The sequence below is a fragment of the Butyricimonas faecihominis genome, from assembly GCF_033096445.1.
Lineage (GTDB): Bacteria > Bacteroidota > Bacteroidia > Bacteroidales > Marinifilaceae > Butyricimonas > Butyricimonas faecihominis.
Map to the genome: position 1 here is coordinate 4,443,379 of NZ_AP028155.1, position 20,524 is coordinate 4,463,902.

A 20,524-nucleotide genomic window follows, 5' to 3' on the forward strand; every position below is an offset into this window, starting at 1 on the left:
CCAAAGAATAATGTTTCAAGCAAAAGAAAATATAATCCAGGATTTTATTGATGGGAAAGAGTCTGCCTTTAAAGAAATCTATGAAAAGTATGTTTCTACTTTGCGTTATTTTGGAAATAAATTCTTACCTGAAGAGCGGGTGATCGAGGATATTCTTCAAGATACTTTCGTGTCTCTTTGGGAAAATAGGAAAAAGTTTAATAATGAACTTGCGATAAAAAGCTTTCTATATACAGGTGTTAAAAATCGTTGTTTGAACAATCTTCGTCATGAGAAAATTAAGCAGAAATATGTAGAAGGGTTTGTGGAAGAACCTTCGGAAAGTTTTCTTGAAAATGTAATTGAAGCAGAGCTGTTCGAAATGTTACATCGTATTTTCGATGAATTACCTCCTGCTTGTAAAGAAGTGTACCAGCTCAGTTTGGAGGGAAAAAAACACGAAGAAATAGCTAAACAACTTCATATATCTATTAATACGGTGAAAAAATACAAGAATAACGCTAATCATTACATGCGTAACCGGATTAAAGATTTTAATCTTTTCCTTTTATTTCTGAATAACAATTATTTATAAGATTATTTCGAAAAAGTAATATTTTTTTTTGAATTTGATTATACACCAAATGATGATTCAAGTGTTTTAGTTGTAAAAATAAGGTATGAACTTTCATTTGGAACATCATATTGCAGAACTTTTGTACAAGAGTATACGAGGTGAGTTATCTGATTTTGAGCGTCAAGAACTAAATCAATGGCGAGCCGATTCTCCAATGCATGAAACTCTTTTTATGCGTCTACAGAATGATGAATATATAGATGAAGAGTTGGGTGTCTTTATTAAAGGTGAAGAGAAAAATTCTGTTTTATGGGGACGCATTCGTGAAAACAGCATTCTTCGGAAGAAGAAAAGATTTATAAGATTTTTCCATTGGGGGGCGGCAGCTGTTTTGTTATTGGTAATTTGTGTTTCTTTATTTATTAAGAAAGGTGAACAGGAAGTTGTTCCGATTGCGATTCAAACAATATTACCGGGAAGTCATAAGGCAACACTACTTATGGAAAATGGGAAGGAGATAGAACTTTCAGATTCTGTTCGAATGTCTATTGAGCAGGGAATTATTGTTTCAAATAATCAATTGAAGTATGGTGATTCGATAAAGGAATTAGCATCGGGATATTATCATGTATTAAAGATTCCGAGAGGGGGAGAATATTGTTTGAAACTTTCAGACGGAACTGTAGTATATTTGAATTCTGATAGTGAACTTCGTTATCCGGTAAGTTTCAGTGCAACTTCTCGAGAAGTAGAGTTAAGGGGAGAGGCTTTTTTTGAAGTGATAACAGATCCGCAAAGACCGTTTGTTGTGAATGCAGAACAAGTACGAGTAAGGGTGCTGGGAACTTCTTTTAATGTAAGTACTTATGACAAAGATTATATAGAAACAGTTCTTGTGAAAGGGCGTGTTGGGCTCCAGATGGCGGGTGATACTCAAGAGTGGGAAGTTAAGCCGAATGAATTGGCTCGTTATGATCGAAAAAATAAAACGATAGAAGTGAGAGAAGTGGATATTTTGCCTTACGTGACTTGGAAAGAGGGACATTTCTTATTCAAAAATCAAAGTTTGGAGAAAATAATGGATGTCATGGCTCGTTGGTATGATGTAAGTGTTGAATTTCAAGATGAGTCTATAAGAAATCTTCATTTTACTGGAGATATCAAACGACATGCGAATTTTTCTATTATATTGAAAGCGTTAACTTCGTCTGTAAATGTAAATTACAAGCTGAATGGTCGAGAATTGATATTATATATGAAATAAATAAACGGAAGGTGCGGGAACACCTTCCGCTTTTACACTCTTCATATGCAACGGGAATTGCCAATAGAAGAGAATTTATAAATTAAAGTAATTCAAAGTTATGAAAAAAAAGTGGTATTTACTTCTTTTTCCGAAATATCGGAATAGAAAAATTTTGAGGGTTATGAGATGGAATATCGTATTGATTCTTGTCAGTGTGTTACAAGTGGCTGCCATTGGGGTAGCGGCACAGGAAAAGGTATCCTTGAACCTGAAGGATGTATCTGCAGAACAAGTGTTTCGGGAGATCAAACGTCAAACGAAATATGATTTCGTGTATAATGAAGAACAATGTAGGGATCTGGGAAAAATGAGCGTGAACGTGAAGGATGAACCTGTAGATAAGGTGTTGGATAAGTTGCTTTTGGATAGAGGATTTTCATGGGATTTGCTTGAAGGAGGAATCATTTTGATAAAAGTGCAAAGTAAATCTCCGGATAAAAAGCAGGAATTTAAAATTACGGGGAAAGTGATAGACCAAAGTGGGGAAGTTTTACCGGGGGTTGCTATCTTGATTAAGGGAACGACGATAGGAGTGGCCACGGATGCTAATGGTGAGTTTTCGTTAGTACTTCCCAAGGATTCGGTGGTTTTAGTATTTTCTTTTATCGGAATGGAAACTCAACATGTAGCAATTCCTAAGTTTAAAGTTGGTGAATATCATCAAGAGTTAAAAATTACGATGCAAGAAGAGAAAGTGGCGTTAGAAGATGTTGTGGTCACTGGTATCTTTACTCGTAAAAAGGAAAGTTTTACGGGATCGGCTTCTACTTATACTGCTGCAGAGTTGAAAACGATGGGTTCCCAAAATATTTTACAGAGTTTGAAAACGCTTGATCCGGCTTTTGCGATCTTGGAAGATAATCAATTCGGTTCGGATCCTAATCGCTTGCCGAACATGGAGATTCGAGGGAAGTCAAGCGTGTTAGGACTGCGTGACGAGTTGGATGCCGACCCTAATCAACCCTTGTTTATTTTAGACGGGTTCGAATCGTCATTAGCTGTAATTAATGATTTGGATATTAATCGTATAGAGTCTATTACGATATTAAAGGATGCGGCTTCAACCGCTATCTATGGATCGAAAGCTGCTAACGGGGTTGTGGTGGTAGAAACCGTGAAACCTAAATCGGGAGAACTTCAGGTGAGTTATAACGGGAATCTCAATCTTTCAATGCCGGATTTGAGTAGTTATAATTTGATGAATGCGAGAGAAAAATTGGAATTCGAGAGATTGGCGGGAGGATATTCTCCGGCGAATTGGAGTGCAGAAAAAGAGATTGAATTGAATGAATTGTATAACGGGAAATTAGAAGCTGTGGAGAGTGGGGTAAACACTTATTGGTTGGCAGAACCATTACGTACGGGAGTAAATCAAAAACACTCTTTATACGTGCAAGGTGGTGAAGGGCGTTTTCTTTTTGGCTTGGGTGTGGGGTATAACGGAATCTCAGGGGTGATGAAAGAGTCTTTGCGTGAAATCATCAGTGGCAATATCGATTTAATCTATCGGATGGAAAAGTTTCAATTTTCTAACAAGTTTTCGATTAACGTGACAGATATAGAGAATCCTGTTGTACCTTTTCAAGTTTATGCGGAAGCAAATCCTTATTTCAAGAAACGGAATAAAGACGGGATTGTCGAAAAATGGTTGGAGAAAAATGATTATTTCGAAGCATTTAATCCGTTATGGAATGCTAATCTGAATAGTCGCAATGAAGGGAAGAACGTTTCATTAAGCAATTATTTCGTGGCAGAATATTTCCCCTCGGTAGAATGGCGTATACGTGCCCGTTTGGGTATAACCTACGGGAATAATGATGCGGAGGTATTTTATTCCCCAGAGGATACGCGTTTCGAAGATACGGAAGCATTGAAGAAGGGTGAATATACTTCAACTAATACCCGGTTGAACCAAACAGAAGGGGAACTTAGTGTAACATGGGCTAAAATGTTAGGAGTACATCGGATCAATTTGGTTGCCGGGGGAAATTTCAATATGAGTAAGTCCTTGGTGCAAGGATATTCGGCACAAGGTTTTCCTAATGGAGATTTTACTTATCCTTCTTTTTCGAACGGGTATCCGGAAAACGGAATTCCCACGTTTTACGAGAGTGTCTCTCGCTCTTTGAATGGTTATTTTAACATGGGGTATTCATTTAATGATCGTTATTTGATGGATTTTAGTTTGCGTAGTAGTGGATCTTCCGTGTTTGGGTCATCTAAAAAATACAACACAACTTGGTCTGTCGGTTTAGGATGGAATTTGCACAAAGAGAAATTTATCCAGAATAACTTTAGTTGGATTAATTTGTTGAAATTGAGAGTTTCTATTGGTAATCCTGGAAATCAAAATTACGATTCAGCTCAAACGTTGTTGACTTATGCTTTTCAATATGGTTCAATGAATTATTTCGGTTTAGGAGCTGTTTTGGATCAAGTTGGTAATTCTGATTTGAAATGGCAAACGACGTTAGATAAAAATATGGGTATTGACATTACTTTGTTGAATAAGCGTTTAAATATTACGGTTGATTATTTTCATAAAGTGACGGACCCGCTTCTGATACGAATAGGGATGCCACTATCTTCAGGAACACCAACCTATATGACGAATGCCGGAGAACAGACCTCTCAAGGTGTGACGGCTACAGCTTCTTATTATATCATTCAGAATTTCGATAAACGTTTTTCATGGATGGTACGTGCTAACTTACGTACGCAGAAAAATCGAATTGACAAGATTGGGGACAAATTGTCGTTGTTGAACGCGAGTGGCAAGGGAGCTAACACGGTTCGATATTATGACGGGGCAGATCCGGATGATATTTGGGCTGTAAAATCCGAGGGAATAGATCCGGCTAACGGTAAAGAGTTATACTACGATAAAAATGGGAATTACACGTATGATTTTTCGTATGATAATGAAGTGATTTGTGGTAATACTCGTCCGAAAATAGAAGGGGTTTTTGGGACTTCTTTGAATTGGAAAGGATTGTCATTTAGTTTGAATTTTCGTTATCAATTGGGTGCGGATGTGTTTAATGAAGCTTTATTCAATAAAGTAGAGAATATCTCTACCGGAGGGTTGACTAAAAATCAAGATAAACGAGCGCTTTACGAGCGTTGGAAAGAACCGGGTGATCTTGTACGTTTTAAGGATATTGCTAATGCGGCATCCACTCCCATGTCTTCTCGATTTGTGCAAGAGGAGAACGTGTTGACGTTGGAGTCTGTCTATCTTGGTTACGAGTTTTATGATGGTTGGATTCAGAAGTTAGGTTTGAGTAATCTGAAAGTGCAGGTTTCTATGCGTGATGTATTTAGAGCATCTTCTATTAAGTCGGAGAGAGGTATTTCCTATCCTTTTGCTCGGAGTTTAGAAGCCGGATTATCGTTTAATTTTTAAAAAACAAGTGGTATGAAATTACATGTTATCATATATTTGAGTCTATTGTTGTTTCTGGGGAGCGGGTGTTCTGACTTTTTGGACGTGCAGCCTAAGGATAAACAATCAGAGGAGCAACTTTTTGCCACACGTGGCGGTTTCTACACTGCCGTGAACGGGATTTATAATAAATTAGCCTCTTCATCACTGTATGGCAAGAATCTTACTTACGAGATGATAGATATTCTCGCTTTTCGTTATACGCCGTTATCCGTGAATAAATATTATACAGCCTTAGTGAAGCCGGAGTACACGGATGAGACTGTTGAGGCTAATTTATCGAATATTTGGTCGTCAGCTTATTCCACAATCTTAAATTGTAATGTGTTGCTTAAAAACTTGGAGGTTAGCACCGGTGTGTTAAACGAGCAGGAGAAGAAAGTACTAACAGGAGAGGCTTTGGCCTTGCGTGCTTTCTTGCATTTGGATATGTTACGTTTGTTTGGACCTGTGTATGTGAAAGAACCATCTGCAGAAGCAATTCCATATAATGAATCGGATAAAGTTTCGGCGTTGCCAATATTATCAGCCGATACGGTCATGGGACGTGTGTTGCGGGATATTCATGCTGCGGAACAATTACTTGAAGGAAATGATCCCGTGATAGAACAAGGAGCTATGGCTTCTTTAGAAGATGATCAAGAGGTATATTTGCGTTATCGTCAATTGCGTTTTAATTATTATGCTGTTTTGGCGTTAAAAGCTAGGGCGTATTTATACGCTGGGGATAAAGTGAATGCATTAAAGGCTGCGCACCAGTTGTTGACAGATGAGAATGTGGCGAAACATTTTCCTGCGGTAGATCCGAATAAATTGTTGGCTAACCAGAGAACTCCGGATCGGGTTTTCTCTACTGAAGTGTTGATGGGATTCTATGATAAAGCTAGAGCTGATATTTACACGTATTATTTTGATGACGAAACTGCCGGAAACAATTTCTTGCAACCTAAAGCCAATTTCGTATTGAGTAGTCTTTTTGGAAACGAGAGTCAGGATTATCGTTATCAAACACATTGGAGGGCAGCGACTAGTGTGGGTGTACAAGGAGATATCTTTATAAAGTATAAAAAGATTGATAAGCCTAAGGATGAGAAAAATCCTGATAAACCGGACGAGAATTTAGAATATTTTCACGCCGTGTTGATGCCATTGATTCGTTTGAGTGAGGTGTACTACATTGCGGCGGAATGTGAGCCGGAATTGGCAGATGGATATGAATGGTTAAGCCAAATACGAGCTAAACGCGGTTTACCTTCTTTGACTGTGAATAGTGAAAGAGATTTGAGAATGAAATTGAATAACGAGTATGCTCGTGAATTCTGGGGAGAAGGACAAACCTTCTTTTTGCACAAGAGGTTAAACACGGATTATTTGTGGATTGATGAGGCGGGATATAATTATAATGGAGCAAACTATCTTGAATATACAATTCCGTTACCAACGGGAGAGATTGAAAATCGTTAAAAGAGAAAGAGTTATGAAATTGAAAATTTTATTATTTGCGGTAATGTCATTTCCCTTTTTGTGGAGTTGTGATAAAGAAGAGATTCCAGTATTTGCGAGTAATGATGCGGGAATTTATTTTCAGAGATTGACGAGTACCGTTTATGGCAGTACGACGGAATATTATAGTGATTCAACCGATTTTTCTTTTGCCGGGATGTATGCTTATTACACGAGCCATGTACTAAATGCTCCTGTTTTGACCATGGGGAAAGTGGTAGATTATGATCGGCCGTTTAAGGTTGTCGTTGATATGGAAGAATCGACAGCTATTGAAGGGATAGATTTCGAGATAGAATTAGACTCGCTGGTTATCAAGGCTGGAACCAGTAATGCGGTAGTCCCGGTTCGTCTCCTACGCACGGAGACTCTACTGGAGAAATCGTTGAAAATAGTGCTTCGTTTGCAAGAGAATGAACATTTTAAATGTTATCTGAAAACCTATAAAAACACGAATCTTTACACGGCAAAGGGAGAACAAATCAGTGGTATTCGTTATGTTTTCACGTTTAATGAAATGTACACGCAGCCCAATTTTTGGAAAAATTATGCGGAACAAGATTATTTTGGAGAATGGACACCCAAAAAGTATCAGGTGGTGAATCAAGTGTGTGGATTAACCCCAAGGGATTGGCAAAATGCTAACATGTACGGGTATAAAGTACAGTCAGCACGACTTCCCTTCTTCGCTCGAACCGTGCGAATTTATTTGCAGGAGCAGGCTGATGCGGGAAATCCTGTAAAAGATTCGGATGAAAAGTATATGCAATTGGCTCCGAATTATGAGGTGGATTATTCTGATTATCAATAATTGTTTAAAAAATTGTCAATATGAAAATGAAAAATATAATATTACTCTCGTTCATTTTCTTTTTGATGTCATGTTATGACGACAAGGGGAATTATGATTATCGCGAGATGGCAGAGATTAAAATTGAGAATTTGCCTGAGACACTTGAAATTCTTGGTGGTATAGAGCATATTGTTGCCCAACCGAAGGTGACTTCTTCATTGGAAGGAGAGATTAAGGATGGAAATCCTAATTTTGAGTTTTCTTATAAGTTGGAGAAAAAGGGGGGAAGTCAATTGTATGATGAGGCATGGGTAGATTTGAATCCATCTAAATCGTTGAAATTGGATACGTTAATTTCAATCCCGTCGGGAAATTATGTCGTGTGGTTTGCGGTAAAAGATAAGCGTTCTTCTATCGAGTATTCTACAACTTTTGATGTGAAAGTGACTTCCTCTACGTATGAAGGTTGGTTAGTATTGTGTAACGAGGGTGAAGAAAAGCGTGTGCGGATGGATATGATTTCCGTGATTTCGGCAGATCGGATTGAGCCCGCTTATGATTTGTTGTCTTTGTTGGGACTTCCCGATTTGAAGAAAGCCACAAAGATTGGATTCTATCCGGCCCCTGTTCAAACGGGAGATGTTATTTATCTAATGTCGGAAGAAGGCACTTACAAACTTGACCAAAATACTTTCGAGACAAGTGATATGTATAACATTTACACGACAGATTTTATCGTGGCACCAAGTGATCCGGATGAAAATATTATAGAATACATGCCCTTGGCAAACATGGGCCCTCCTACGGCACGTGCTATTTTTGCCGTTTCAAATAAAGGGAATGTCTATGCTTTGGTAACGGCTGCGGGGGCGGCTTTTGAGATGCCAATTAATACTTCTGTTCGTGGAAAGTCCCCGGAATATCGTGTAGCCCCGTACGTTGGTATAAGTATGGTTCGCTACCCGGGGAACAGTACTGCGGCCCTGTTCTATGATATAGATAATAAACGTTTTGTGGGTTGGAGTTTCAAGAGTCCTACAACCAATGACATAAACCAGATATTGACACCTGTTCCTAATCCGGAAGTCGGAAAATTGTTTGATTTTAAAACCGGAATGGATTTAGTTTATATGGAGGGGACTAGCTACTCGAATGGTTTGGTATATGCCATATTGCAAAACGCTTCCGGGAAACGGGTTATATATGGGATTAACATGAGCGGAGCGGGTTTCGTGCAAGAGAGTATATACGAAAATTTGAACGCTCCCGATTTTGATAAAGCGACAGTGTTTGCATTCCATTCACAGTTCCCTTATATGTTCTATGGTGTGGAAAACAAGGTGTACTTGCATAATTTGGGTACTAATATAACTTATGAAATGACAAATATCGGATTGAGTGCCAATGAGGAAGTGACCATGTTGAAGTTTAATTTGTATCATAATAACTATTGGTGGCCTGAACCCACTGAAGAATTTATGGCTCGTCAGTATGAGTTGATGGTGGGTACTTATGATAATCGTGTTAGCGGTGTGGATGGTGGAAAGTTAGGGTTTTATAAAGTGGATGGAGCTAATAATTCGATAACAAAACGAGTGGAATATTCCGGTTTCGCTCGGATAAAAGACGTCCGGTACAGGGAAAGACGTTAAATAAGTTTAATTATACTTGTGGGAAGTACAAATTAGATGTATTAGTTTGTGGCGATTTTTGAGAGCGGAAGGAATTTCGTTCCTTCCGCTCAATTGTTAATATCACGATTACCGTGGATACTCGAATACAGATCTTTTAGCGACCGGGAGGTACGGTGTGGCTCCACTGTAACTCGATGATCCCTTTTTGCGACATTTGGATATATAGACTCAACTTGGGAGAGATTATAATGGAAATGAGTATCCAGTGTGTATAAAATGAATGTTAATACGTTATGAATGAATAAAGTGAATGAATTTCTAATATTCACGAGAAAGTTGAATCTATTTGTTAATCAGTTACAATAATTATTACATTACTGATCGTTTCTAGTGAGAACTCGAAGAAGAAAGGTGGAGATATAGTGGAAAAACTACCTTTTTCTCGTGGATCATTCAGAGCTTAAACATCCCGTTATGGATGAACAACGTTTGAGTTTCGAATGAGCATAAAGTAACGGGTATTATTTGGAATTTATCTGTTCTTTATTTGGAATATATTTGTGTATAAATCCTGCGTTAAATATTTATTTTATTTACACACTTTTGGGGGACACTATCAATTCTGGTTTAAACATGGTTTAAACATTTGGTCCAAACACCCTCAAAACAGACAAAAAGAAAAGAGAGTCACTTTGTAACGCTCTTTTTTTTCAGTGGTTTCGCTTGGGCTTAAACCAAGGACCCCCTGATTATGAGTCGGTGGTTCGTTATTGTTGTTGCTAATTTTTGTTTAGGAATTTATATACGAGTTTACTGTAAACTCGTATATAAGTTCCATATTTTATTCTTTGCTGACACAGTTTAATTTACATCCTCTTATATTGCGTTTAAGTGAGTAATGCGAGAAACCATTGTACGTTACGAAGACGTTTGCGTAAAATTTGATACGCCTTTAATTTTGTGGATTTGACTGTATTTACGGTAATATTTAATTTTTGAGCAATTTCGAGGTTCGAGTCTCCGTTTAATGTCATAATAACCATCTTTTGTGCTTGTCTGGGAAGTGTCCCGATGGCTTGGTGGATTAATGCATCGACTTCTTCTTCCAGAATATATTCCTGTTCTTCCTCTTGTGATGCGGTTGTCAATAGTTGGATAGCGTGCTTTTGTTTTATTTGTTCATGTTTTAGATGGTCCAGACAAGCGTTGCGGGTACTCGTGTACAGGTAATTTCTTATCTCGGTAATGACATTGAATGTAAGCCTTTTTTCCCATACGTTTAAAAAACAATCCTGCACGATATCTTCAGCAATATCGTTGTCCTTTACAAAGCGCCACGCAAATGATCTGACAGGAAGATAATATTTTTTGAATATCTCCTTGAATACCCTTTCATCACCGGAGTGTAACTTTATTATGAAATTATTATTTGACAAATTAAAATAATGTGTGTGTTCAATAACCGTGCGCTTAACAAAAAACAAAAATATGATTTTGTTGAGTTAAAACCCAAAAATACGATTGTTTTATAGAAAAAAGTCATATTTTAAATATTTTTAAATCACACTTGGAGGCTATATAGTCGTTCTATATGCAAAAATATAATGATATGTTTGATCAAATTGATATAGAAACACTGATATTGAAATACCTTCAAGGAAAATTGGCAGAGGAGGAGAAAAGGCAATTGGATGAATGGTTGAAGGACGATAGGAATAAAAAACTTTTTTCTAGGTTAGTGAATAAGCAGAGGATATTGGTGAAGATGGAACGTTTGGATGAGTATGATTGGGAAAAAAGTTGGAAAGTAATGGAAAAAAAGCTGCATGAAAGGAAAAAGTTCTCGTGGAAATATTGGGGTATGGTTGCGTCATTGTTAGGGATCGTGTTGCTTGGAACTTGGGTGTTTATGGAAAAAAATGAAAAAAAATCTCCCGTGGTTGTTATGCGAGGTGTTGAACCGGGAGGGGTATTTGCAGAGTTAGTTCTTCCCGATGGAAAAATTGTAGAATTGAATAAGGATAGCAACAATCTGTTTTTGGGAGAGAGTGGTAAGGTATTGAGGAATGAGAATGGCGTGTTATTTTTAACACAAGATTCGGTCCAGTTGCAAAAGGTGGGCTATAGCGAGATCAGAACACCAAGGGGCGGGGAGTATCAAGTGGTGTTGCCGGATAATTCGATCGTTTGGTTGAATGCTGATTCGAAGTTACGTTTCCCGTTGACTTTTTCTGGAAAAGAACGTAGAGTGTTTGCCAGTGGCGAGCTTTATTTTCAAGTTGCCAAGGATTCTCTTTCACCTTTCCGGATTGAGGTTGAGGGATTGTACGAGGTTGAAGTGCTTGGGACGGAATTTAATGTCCGGGCTTATTCTGATTTACCTTCGGCAACGACATTGGTGGACGGGCGTGTTTTGATTCGGGATAAAGGGACAAAAGTCGTATTGAAACCAGGCGAACAAGCTGTAAAAGGGAAGCATGGTGAAGTGGTGGTACGAGAGGTGGATGTCGCTCCTTATATTGCCTGGAAACAGGGATATTTCCTTTTTGAGGATGAACGTTTGGAAGATATTTTGAACGAGTTGGCCCGTTGGTATGATGTGAATATATTTTTTGAAAATTCGTCTGTACGGGAGGAGCGTTTCTCCGTGGATATGCCTCGGCATGAAAGTTTTGAAGAGGTTCTTCGTTTGATAGAACAAACGAGATCGATACAAATTGAAATTGAAGGAAATAATGTTTTTGTGAAATAATAAATATGTCGAACGTCTGGCAACGTTCGACATGTTAAAGTGCCTGGCAGCACATTGGTATAATTTAAAATTGAAACAAAGGTATGAAAAAAAACAATGAAGAGGGACTGTTTCGACAGGTCCGACCTAAAATTTTATTGATTATGAAATTGACAACTGTTTTTTTGTTGATGTCGTTTTTATCCGTTTCTGCGGCAACTTTAGGACAACGGGCCACAATAAAAGTTACGAATGTGACATTGAAGTCTGTTTTTAAGGAGGTCAAACAGAAGATGGGGTATACGTTTGTTTATAATGAACATGATGTAAATCAAGTGGGAAAAGTGACTTTGGACATTACAACGAGTGATGTGAAACAAGTACTCGACGAATGTTTGAAGAACACGGCTTTGGGATATTACATTCAAGGTGATGTCGTGGTGATACAGACACGGGCGGAACAGATTATACGGGATGCGGAGAAGGAATCGTTTAAAATAACCGGTTTGGTACAGGATAAAAAGAAAGAGGCTTTACCCGGTGTTACGGTTTTACTGAAGGGAACGACTATCGGGGTGGCAACGGATAAAGATGGAAAATTCTCCCTTGAAGTGCCTCAAATGGATAGTGTCGTGTTGGTTTTTTCTTTCGTTGGTATGAAAGATAAAGAGATCGCGATAAAAAAATTGGAGAAAGAGATGAAACCGTTGACCGTGGTGATGGAAGAAGCTGAAGAGGAGTTGTCTGAAGTCGTGGTAACCGGTATGTTTAACCGGAGAAAAGAAGGTTTTACAGGATCGGCTGTTTCCGTGAAAGGGGAGGATTTAAAGAAAATCAGCACGACGAATATTGCGAAGGCTTTGGCCGCGATAGATCCTTCTTTTAGGATTATGGAGGATGTGTTGAACGGGTCGAATCCCAATCGCTTGCCTGATTTGCGTATGCGAGGACAAGCCACGTTGCCCGGTGGCAGTAATGCCGGGACTTCGGCCGAAATGGTGACTTTGCAAGGAGAATATGACACTTATCCTAATAAGCCGTTGCTGATCATGGACGGCTTTGAAATAGATTTGCAGACGATGGTCGATATGGATCCCGATCGGGTGGAATCAATAACCTTGTTGAAGGATGCTGCCGCCACGGCTATTTATGGTTCTCGTGCCGCAAACGGGGTGATAGTCATTGAATCTAAAGTTCCGAAGGAAGGGCGTTTGTGGGTAACTTACGGGGGAAATCTTCGCGTGGAAATCCCAGATCTGTCAGACTACAACTTGATGAATGCGGAAGAGAAATTGAGAGCGGAAGTTTTGGCCGGTATGTACGAGGGTAACGGTAGTATTGAGGTCTTGCAAAATTATCAAGACAAATTGAGAGAGGTGAAGCGAGGCGTGGATACCTATTGGTTGGATAAGCCGTTGCGTACCTCCGTTCAACAACGTCATACCGTGACTTTGGAGGGCGGTGACCGGGCATTGCGTTATCGTTTGTATGTTGGGTATAACCATACACCGGGTGTGATGAAAGGGAGCAAAAGGGATGTGATGACCGGATCTTTGGATTTACAATACCGTTTTAATAAAGTGTTGTTGAAGAATAGCATCACGATTGACAATACCGTGGGAGACGAGTCTCCTTGGGGAAGTTTTAGTGAATATACCAAGTTGAATCCTTATTTACGGCCTTACGGGGAAAACGGGGAAATTTTAAAACGTTTGGATAATTTCGTGATATTTGCCAACGCGGCCGGCCGTACAACGGATTATGCCAACCCGATGTATAATGCTACTTTGAATACAAAGAATAGAACAACAAGTTTTTCCGTGAGAAATTTGTTTAGCGTGGAATACAATCCTAACAGTGATTTGCGTTTGATCGGTTCTTTTTCTCTTTCCAAGGGGAATGGTAAAACGGACGTTTTCAGACCCGCCCAGCATACTGCTTTCGAGGGAATTGCGGATCCTACAAAACGGGGAGATTTCCGGCGTACCCAACAGGAGAATTTTCAGTACTCTCTAGACTTGACGGCGAGTTATAATAAGTTGTTGGGTGAAGTACATTATGTTACCGCCAATGCCCGTATGTCTGTACAGGAGAGTAAAGATGAAAGTTATGGGGCTCATGTAACGGGTTTCCCGAATGAAAATATGGATGGAATTTTGTTCGGTAAGGAATATGATGAAAAGATGACCGGTTCCGAGAACACGTCGCGTTTGATTGGTTGGGCCGGAAGTTTCGGGTATTCTTATGCTTACAAGTACTCGGCTGATTTCAGTATCCGTTTGGATGGTTCTTCCCAATTCGGTAAAGATAATCGTTTTGCACCTTTCTGGGCTGCGGGGGTTCGTTGGGATGTGAAAAAGGAGAACTTCATGTCGAGGGTGGATTTTATTTCGGAATTTGTATTGAGAGCTTCTTACGGGGTTACCGGTACACAGGGGTTTGCGCCTTACCAGTCAAGGGAGTTGTATAGTTATGGAGCTTTGCTTCATCCTTATCTCGCTTCTGACGGAACCGGGGTGGAACTTGTTGCGATGCCGAATGAAAAATTGAAATGGCAACAGACTGATACTTGGAATATCGGTTTGGAATTGGGGCTTTTAAACGGACGGATTACTGCCCGTGCGGAGTATTTCCAGAAATTGACCAAAAATTCGCTGACTCAGATAACGTTGGCTCCTTCACTGGGTTTTAATTCTTATCCGGAGAATATGGGTACCTTGGAAAATAAAGGTGTCGAGTTGAATTTTGCTTTTATTCCTTATCAAAATACGGCAAAATCGGCGTATTGGACAATTTCTCTCAACGGTTCTCATAACACGGACAAGTTGAAGAAAATTTCCGAGGCGTTGCGCCATATGAACGAGGAAAATTACAACAAACAGGAGGATAGTCCGCTTCCGCATTACGAAGAGGGAGAGTCTATCAACCGTATCTGGGCTGTTAGATCGTTAGGTATTGATCCGATGACAGGTGAAGAGATATTGTTGAAGAGAAATGGCAAGATGACCGGGGAATACGATGTGGTGGATTTGGTTCCTTGTGGTACGACAGAGCCGAAATGGCAGGGAAATATCAATTCCTCTTTTGCTTACAAGGGATTCGGAGTCGACGTGAGTATGGCGTATAAATTCGGAGGACAGGTTTATAATCAAACTTTGGTAGATAAGGTGGAGAATGCGGATTTAATGCGTAATGCCGATAAACGGGTGTTGGATTTGCGTTGGATGAAAGTGGGTGATACGGCGAAGTTTAAAGGAATGAATACGGGAATTAATGGAGCCGGGACTAAAGCGACTTCGCGTTTCGTCATGGATGAGAATACTTTCCAGATGACTTCTATTGCTTTAAGTTATCGTATGGACCGGACGAACACGAAATTCTTGGAACGCTGGGGATTGAGTTCCGTGAAATTCGCTTTTAACATGGAGGATCTGTTTTACCTTTCTTCCGTGAAGCAGGAACGGGGAACTGATTACCCCTTTGCCCGGCGGTTTTCGTTTTCTCTAAATGTTGCATTCTAATTAAAATTTTGAGATATGAAAAAGAAAATATATATATTGTTATTAGGAATTGTGACCGGCTTGACGGCTTGTTCCGATTGGCTGGATGTACAACCCAAAACATCTATCCCGGGTGATGACCTGTTCGAGAGTGAGGCGGGGTTCAAGGATGTATTGACCGGTTTTTATCTGAAAATGGGACAAACAAGTTTGTATGCCGAAAATTTAACTTACGGTTATCTGGAAGTGATGTCGGGGAATTATGATTATTATCCCGATGTGGTATTGAAGGATATATACGATTATGATAATACATGGTTATCCGAGAAGGATAATATTTACGGGTCGATGTATAATATAATTGCTAATATTAATAATTTTTTGAAGTATATCGACAAGAATCGTTCTGTGATTAAAACGGGGAAATATTACGAGTTGATGAAAGGAGAAGCCTTGGGATTGCGAGCTTTTTTGCATTTTGATTTATTGAGACTCTTCGGTCCCGTGTATAGCGAGAATCCGACGGGGAAGGCTATCCCTTACAGGGTATCGTTTGATCTGAAAGCAACTCCTGTGTTACCGGCCGATCAGGTTATAACGTATGTGTTGAAGGATTTGCACGAGGCTGATTCTTTGCTGGAAGTTTCAGATAGCAAGAGTTTTAAGATTCCCAACACGTATGATAAGGATTACAATGCTTTCGAGAGTTCACGCCAGTTACGGATGAATGTCTATGCCGTGAGGGCCATGTTGGCACGGGTATATCTGTATAAAGGGGATGCAGACAGCAAGGCTAAGGCGTTGACTTACGCCCGCGAGGTGGTGGAAAGCGATTATTTCGGTTTGCATGAAGATAATTCCAATCCGGTATTGTTTGGTGAGCATATTTTCGGCTTGAATGTTTACGAGTTGGACAAGTTGTTGGAAGAGGATGGTAAATATAAGACGCAAATCCCCGAGGGGCAACTATCCGAGGCGTATTATATCTTGCGGACAAAAGAGAATTTTGATGAACAATATGAAACCGGAAGCAGGGGATCCTTCGATATTCGGGCAAATACAGCCGCTTTTAAGAATGTGTCCGGGGATGGAGATAAAAGGTATAAACTTTGTTTGAAATATGATCAGTCTAAGTATACTTCCAATTCTTCTCAGTATAGTGGGAAAAATGTGTTGCCCTTGATCCGCCTGCCTGAAATGTATTATATCATAGCGGAATGCGAGACGGATAAGGAAAAGAGCGCGGAGGCGTTGAATACGGTAATGTGGGCAAGGGGAATTTCCTATGAGGATGGGGTGGTCGCGGATGACGCATACGATCGGTTGGATACGAGACCCGATTACGATCAGGCCCACACGAAACGAGTTAATGAACTTATGAAGGAATACCGGAAAGAATTCTTTTCTGAAGGACAGTTATTCTACTTCTATAAACGTCATAATTATAGGACATTTCCTTATTGTGTCAAGGAAAATATGGCAGGTTTCTACCAATGGCCGTTACCGGACAACGAAATAATTTTTGGCAATAACAATTAAATTCGACAAAGATGAAAAAATATAGATTTCTTTTATTGCTATTTGTATTGGGTTTCATTTACATGGGATGCGAGGAGAATGATATTGACGTGTACGATGAGACGCCTCGTCTGAATCTGTATTATAGAAATTTAGCCGTTCATTTCAGGGATTCCGATTACGTGAAAGGAAATACGGAGAAAGAGTGGTTGTTGAGAGTGGATTTGCAGGGGTATCGTCTCACGGAGGATAAAAGTTTTTGTATGAAAGTAAGGCCGAATGACGCCTATACGTTGAAAGCGGATGTCTCTTTTGCCGAGCAGTACATGTTTCCAAAAGATTCTATACACCAGATCTTTACGATAAAGGTCGCTCGGCCGGAAAATTTGACAACAACGAAAGCTTACCAGGCAGACATCTGTTTTGATCTGGACAATCCTTTGCATCAGTTTGATCCGGGGCGGGAAGACAAGGAGGTTTTACCGTTAGAGGTTCATTACGTGATCAAGAGAACGAATTGGAATGACTATCAATGGGGTGAGTATTCCGATGCGAAATACTTTTTTATGATGGATCATTTTAAGGCCACGATAGATGATATCCCGGAGAATGAGGATACTCAAAAAGAGATATATGATGCTTATGAGGAATATAAAAAGAATAATCCGCCTTTGTTGGACGACAAGGGAAAGGAGATCGTATTTAAAAAAGTAGACTAAAAATGATTGCCATGAAACGATTTATAAATATAGCAGTTTTTTTCCTGACAGGCGGACTTTTATTGTCCGGTTGTTATGATGACAAAGGTTCGTATGACTATCATGATGTTAATGAGGTGGTTATTGATTTGCCCACGACCGTGAGCGTGCGGTTGGATAAAAAAGAGGCTGTCTCTGTAAAGATTGAACCCAAGTTGTCTCAGACGCTGGAGGAGGGTGAGGCTCAATTGACATATCTGTGGGAGAGAGAGAAGAAAAATAGTCTGGGGTTGAACGAATGGACTCCTTGCGGGGAGGAAAAAGTATGTGAATTGTCGTTTAATCCGGAAGATGTGAACCCTTTGGCTATCCGTTTACGGGTGCAGGATCACCGGGAAGACGGGAGTGAATGGTATAAGCAACTGACCGTGCAACCGATCGTTCCCTATAGCCGTAGTTGGTTTGTACTTCAGTATAACGAGGGTAAATGTGTGTTGGGTGCCGTGGATGGTGAAGGAAGTGGCGGAGTGGTTATTCCCGATGCCTACAAGTTGGATATGGGGAAGGATTTGCCTATTGGCGGTACGCCGAAATATTTGTTGACGGATTGGATGTACGGATCCCCACAGGGTTCCATTATTAATGCGCAACAACCGGTGATATTTGTCGGAACGGATCAGGATGTGTATTTGATGAATGCTGTTTCGTTTAAACAGGTATGGAAATATCGTGATATGTTGCATATCAAAGAGGTTCTGCATGATGAAAATTTTGTACCGGAGTGGTTGGCAACCCAAACTTATAGCACGGTATTAGGGGAGATATTATCTGATAACGGGAAGTTGTACATGGCGAATGCTGACGGTTATTCTGTGTATTATCCGCTTGTATGGGAAAATGATGCCGATGCCTCTGAATTCAAAATTACGAAGGTCGCCCCCCTACAAGGTATAGGTTTTATTCTTTATGATGAGCAAAATCACCGATTTTTAAAAACCGGAATTTATGATGATTTTATGGAAGGGTATTATTATAATCAGTACTATAGAAAATATGGAATGGAAGATTATTTTTACCCGAATAAGACGGTGAAAAAACTCGCAAAGATCGGAGAAAATCCCCGGGTTGAAAATGTGTTCGATCCGGATAATATCGGGGATGACAAGAAGATGATTAATATGAATATGTATTATGCTGATGGAAAATACGGGGTATTGGCAACTTGTTTTTCCACTTCCGACCGGAAGATCCACGTGTATGATTTGAATGCAGCCGGTTTTGGTGAAGAAGCTAAAGAGGCGATATGTGCCGCTAAGCATACATTTGATCTTCCCGGCGGGATGAGTGTGGACGAGGTGAGCGTGACAGCTTGTTATCTTTACGGGAAAACCGTGTTCTTTGCCGGAGGCAATAAAATTTATAAAGTAGATTTTAACCGTACAATACCGAAGATTTCGTTACTCTATGAGCACAAGGATCCCAACGTGAGAATTACCGGATTAAAGTTTAAGAATTCGCTTTATGACACGGGGTACTCGGCGGATCCAAATGATTATGAATCTGAATGGATGTGGAATTATTTTCCGTATTATTTAGGTGCTTCATTGGATTATGGTGGAAATGAGGGGGGAATTTTAGAGATGAAACTGACCACGGCTGCAGAGGTTGATCCGGACAGTGAAATTGTTGAACACAAGGGATTCGGCAAGATTGTTGATTTCGGGTATAGCGCGAAGGTGTAAGAAGTTTTTTTTATTGATTTTCAGATACTGGAAAGGAGTGTTCCAAGAGCTTGGATTCATACTCTTGGGACACTTTCTTGTATCAATAGATTTATCGGTATGAATAAAATATTGTTATATGTTTTTTCCTTGTGTATTGTGTTGCCATTGCATTCCAAAGCTCAGGGGTACACGATGGATTTGCCTCGTTTGAAAACTTTTCCGCCTTATCAAGTAGATCAGGAAAAGAGAAGTTTTGTGGCTAGTTGGGAAGCGCAGGATAATTCCGTGGCACGCTCCGTTATCGCGTACGTGGGGGTGGAACGGATAGTCGACCGGGATGGGGTTCAAGGAGTTTTGGAAACCACGGTCAAAGGGGATGCCTCCTTGTTCGGGGATGCTTGTAAGTCTTTAGGAATAAATGCGTTCGTGCATGATTACATGACGGGGCAGGGATGGTATATGCGTATGGGGCAAGTATCAGCCAAAGGGCTTGTATTGAAATCTGATGCATCGTTACCCCAGGATTGGGCTCCGGTTTTGATGTCTCCGGTCTTTGACGTTTCGCATGATGGGGGTAAATTCACTGTTCGTTTCACGGCAACCGTTTTAGATAGTAAGCCGGGGGAGGTTGTGACTTTGGTGGTTCGACATTGGGCCGATCGGCGTGGAACAGCGATGGAAGAGAAAGTGGTTGAATTGATTGCAGACGGGCAAGCGCACGAGTATCTTGTAGCGTGTTCCCGGGGAATGAATAACGAGAATGTCAGTATTCAAGCCGGGGTGATGGGGACTACGGTGCTCCTTTCCGGGGATATTAAAATAGAACAGCGATTAAAAAAGGGGGATCGCGTGTGGCATTCTGTAGCACTTACACAAATGAGTCGTCCCGCTGGTACGGACTTTACAAAGATCAACGAACAGGGTGTCAAAGTTGATACGATGGAGGTGTCAGCCTCTTTCGGTGCCCAAAACGTGTTGGATTATAAAGCTCATCAGCGAAAAGGATGGCGTTTGTTTTACACCTTATTCCAGCTTGTTGCTGCAGAAGACGGGGTGTCAACCCGGGCATCGTTGTATTCTGATCCGGTTTATTTTGGAGAATAAAAACATGGGATG

The 20,524-nt window shown here is 40.1% G+C and carries 13 protein-coding genes; 12 read left to right on the forward strand and 1 reads right to left on the reverse strand.

All coding sequences use genetic code 11. From position 1 onward, the window contains the following. The first annotated feature begins 10 nt into the window (after positions 1-10). The 6 genes from R8806_RS18450 (at position 11) to R8806_RS18475 (ending at position 9,255) form a co-directional block, all read left to right on the forward strand. Positions 11-574 (forward strand): RNA polymerase sigma-70 factor, encoded by a 564-nt coding sequence (locus R8806_RS18450; protein WP_151411525.1) that lies wholly within the window; start codon positions 11-13, stop codon positions 572-574. A 97-nt stretch (positions 575-671) separates the two neighbouring features. Beyond that, positions 672-1,820, forward strand: coding sequence for a FecR family protein (locus R8806_RS18455; RefSeq protein ID WP_164719726.1), 1,149 nt, complete (start codon positions 672-674; stop codon positions 1,818-1,820). A 163-nt stretch (positions 1,821-1,983) separates the two neighbouring features. Continuing rightward, on the forward strand, positions 1,984-5,268 hold the full coding sequence (locus R8806_RS18460; RefSeq protein ID WP_124317419.1) for a SusC/RagA family TonB-linked outer membrane protein: 3,285 nt from the start codon (positions 1,984-1,986) through the stop codon (positions 5,266-5,268). A gap of 12 nt (positions 5,269-5,280) precedes the next feature. After that, complete coding sequence (locus R8806_RS18465) at positions 5,281-6,771, forward strand: RagB/SusD family nutrient uptake outer membrane protein (protein ID WP_151411524.1); 1,491 nt, start codon at positions 5,281-5,283, stop codon at positions 6,769-6,771. Positions 6,772-6,784: 13 nt separating this feature from the next. Then, positions 6,785-7,621 carry a DUF4843 domain-containing protein gene (locus tag R8806_RS18470; protein WP_164719722.1) on the forward strand — a complete coding sequence of 279 codons (837 nt, stop codon included), beginning with the start codon at positions 6,785-6,787 and terminating at the stop codon, positions 7,619-7,621. A 26-nt stretch (positions 7,622-7,647) separates the two neighbouring features. Next, the gene (locus R8806_RS18475; protein ID WP_164719721.1) at positions 7,648-9,255 is read left to right on the forward strand and encodes a PKD-like family lipoprotein; all 1,608 of its coding nucleotides are present in this window, start codon (positions 7,648-7,650) and stop codon (positions 9,253-9,255) included. A gap of 869 nt (positions 9,256-10,124) precedes the next feature. Here the strand turns inward: R8806_RS18475 and R8806_RS18480 are convergent. Beyond that, positions 10,125-10,721, reverse strand: a complete 597-nt coding sequence (locus tag R8806_RS18480) for an RNA polymerase sigma-70 factor (protein WP_164719568.1) — start codon at positions 10,719-10,721, stop codon at positions 10,125-10,127. Positions 10,722-10,846: 125 nt separating this feature from the next. Here R8806_RS18480 and R8806_RS18485 point away from each other — a divergent pair, with 125 nt between their 5' ends. From R8806_RS18485 to R8806_RS18510, 6 genes are all read left to right on the forward strand, one after another. Next, a complete protein-coding gene (locus tag R8806_RS18485; protein WP_164719569.1) occupies positions 10,847-11,989 on the forward strand; it encodes a FecR family protein in 1,143 nt (380 codons plus the stop codon). Positions 11,990-12,159: 170 nt separating this feature from the next. Then, positions 12,160-15,489: a SusC/RagA family TonB-linked outer membrane protein gene (locus tag R8806_RS18490; protein WP_229782963.1), complete on the forward strand. Its 3,330-nt coding sequence runs from the start codon at positions 12,160-12,162 to the stop codon at positions 15,487-15,489. A gap of 15 nt (positions 15,490-15,504) precedes the next feature. Next, on the forward strand, positions 15,505-17,007 hold the full coding sequence (locus R8806_RS18495) for a RagB/SusD family nutrient uptake outer membrane protein (protein WP_124316062.1): 1,503 nt from the start codon (positions 15,505-15,507) through the stop codon (positions 17,005-17,007). An 11-nt stretch (positions 17,008-17,018) separates the two neighbouring features. Beyond that, entirely contained in the window at positions 17,019-17,705 is a 687-nt protein-coding gene (locus R8806_RS18500) for a DUF4843 domain-containing protein (protein WP_124316063.1), read from the forward strand. A gap of 11 nt (positions 17,706-17,716) precedes the next feature. After that, positions 17,717-19,426: a PKD-like family lipoprotein gene (locus tag R8806_RS18505; protein ID WP_164719570.1), complete on the forward strand. Its 1,710-nt coding sequence runs from the start codon at positions 17,717-17,719 to the stop codon at positions 19,424-19,426. 99 nt (positions 19,427-19,525) lie between these two features. Further along, on the forward strand, positions 19,526-20,512 hold the full coding sequence (locus R8806_RS18510) for a hypothetical protein (RefSeq protein WP_124316065.1): 987 nt from the start codon (positions 19,526-19,528) through the stop codon (positions 20,510-20,512). The last annotated feature ends 12 nt before the right edge of the window (positions 20,513-20,524 follow it).

Bases quoted from the DNA above. Each gene is read 5' to 3' on its own strand.
- R8806_RS18450 (WP_151411525.1), top strand. From the start codon at position 11: ATGTTTCAAGCAAAAGAAAATATAATCCAGGATTTTATTGATGGGAAA.
- R8806_RS18460 (WP_124317419.1), top strand. From the start codon at position 1,984: ATGAGATGGAATATCGTATTGATTCTTGTCAGTGTGTTACAAGTGGCT.
- R8806_RS18465 (WP_151411524.1), top strand. From the start codon at position 5,281: ATGAAATTACATGTTATCATATATTTGAGTCTATTGTTGTTTCTGGGG.
- R8806_RS18470 (WP_164719722.1), top strand. From the start codon at position 6,785: ATGAAATTGAAAATTTTATTATTTGCGGTAATGTCATTTCCCTTTTTG.
- R8806_RS18475 (WP_164719721.1), top strand. From the start codon at position 7,648: ATGAAAAATATAATATTACTCTCGTTCATTTTCTTTTTGATGTCATGT.
- R8806_RS18485 (WP_164719569.1), top strand. From the start codon at position 10,847: ATGTTTGATCAAATTGATATAGAAACACTGATATTGAAATACCTTCAA.
- R8806_RS18490 (WP_229782963.1), top strand. From the start codon at position 12,160: ATGTCGTTTTTATCCGTTTCTGCGGCAACTTTAGGACAACGGGCCACA.
- R8806_RS18495 (WP_124316062.1), top strand. From the start codon at position 15,505: ATGAAAAAGAAAATATATATATTGTTATTAGGAATTGTGACCGGCTTG.
- R8806_RS18500 (WP_124316063.1), top strand. From the start codon at position 17,019: ATGAAAAAATATAGATTTCTTTTATTGCTATTTGTATTGGGTTTCATT.
- R8806_RS18505 (WP_164719570.1), top strand. From the start codon at position 17,717: ATGAAACGATTTATAAATATAGCAGTTTTTTTCCTGACAGGCGGACTT.
- R8806_RS18510 (WP_124316065.1), top strand. From the start codon at position 19,526: ATGAATAAAATATTGTTATATGTTTTTTCCTTGTGTATTGTGTTGCCA.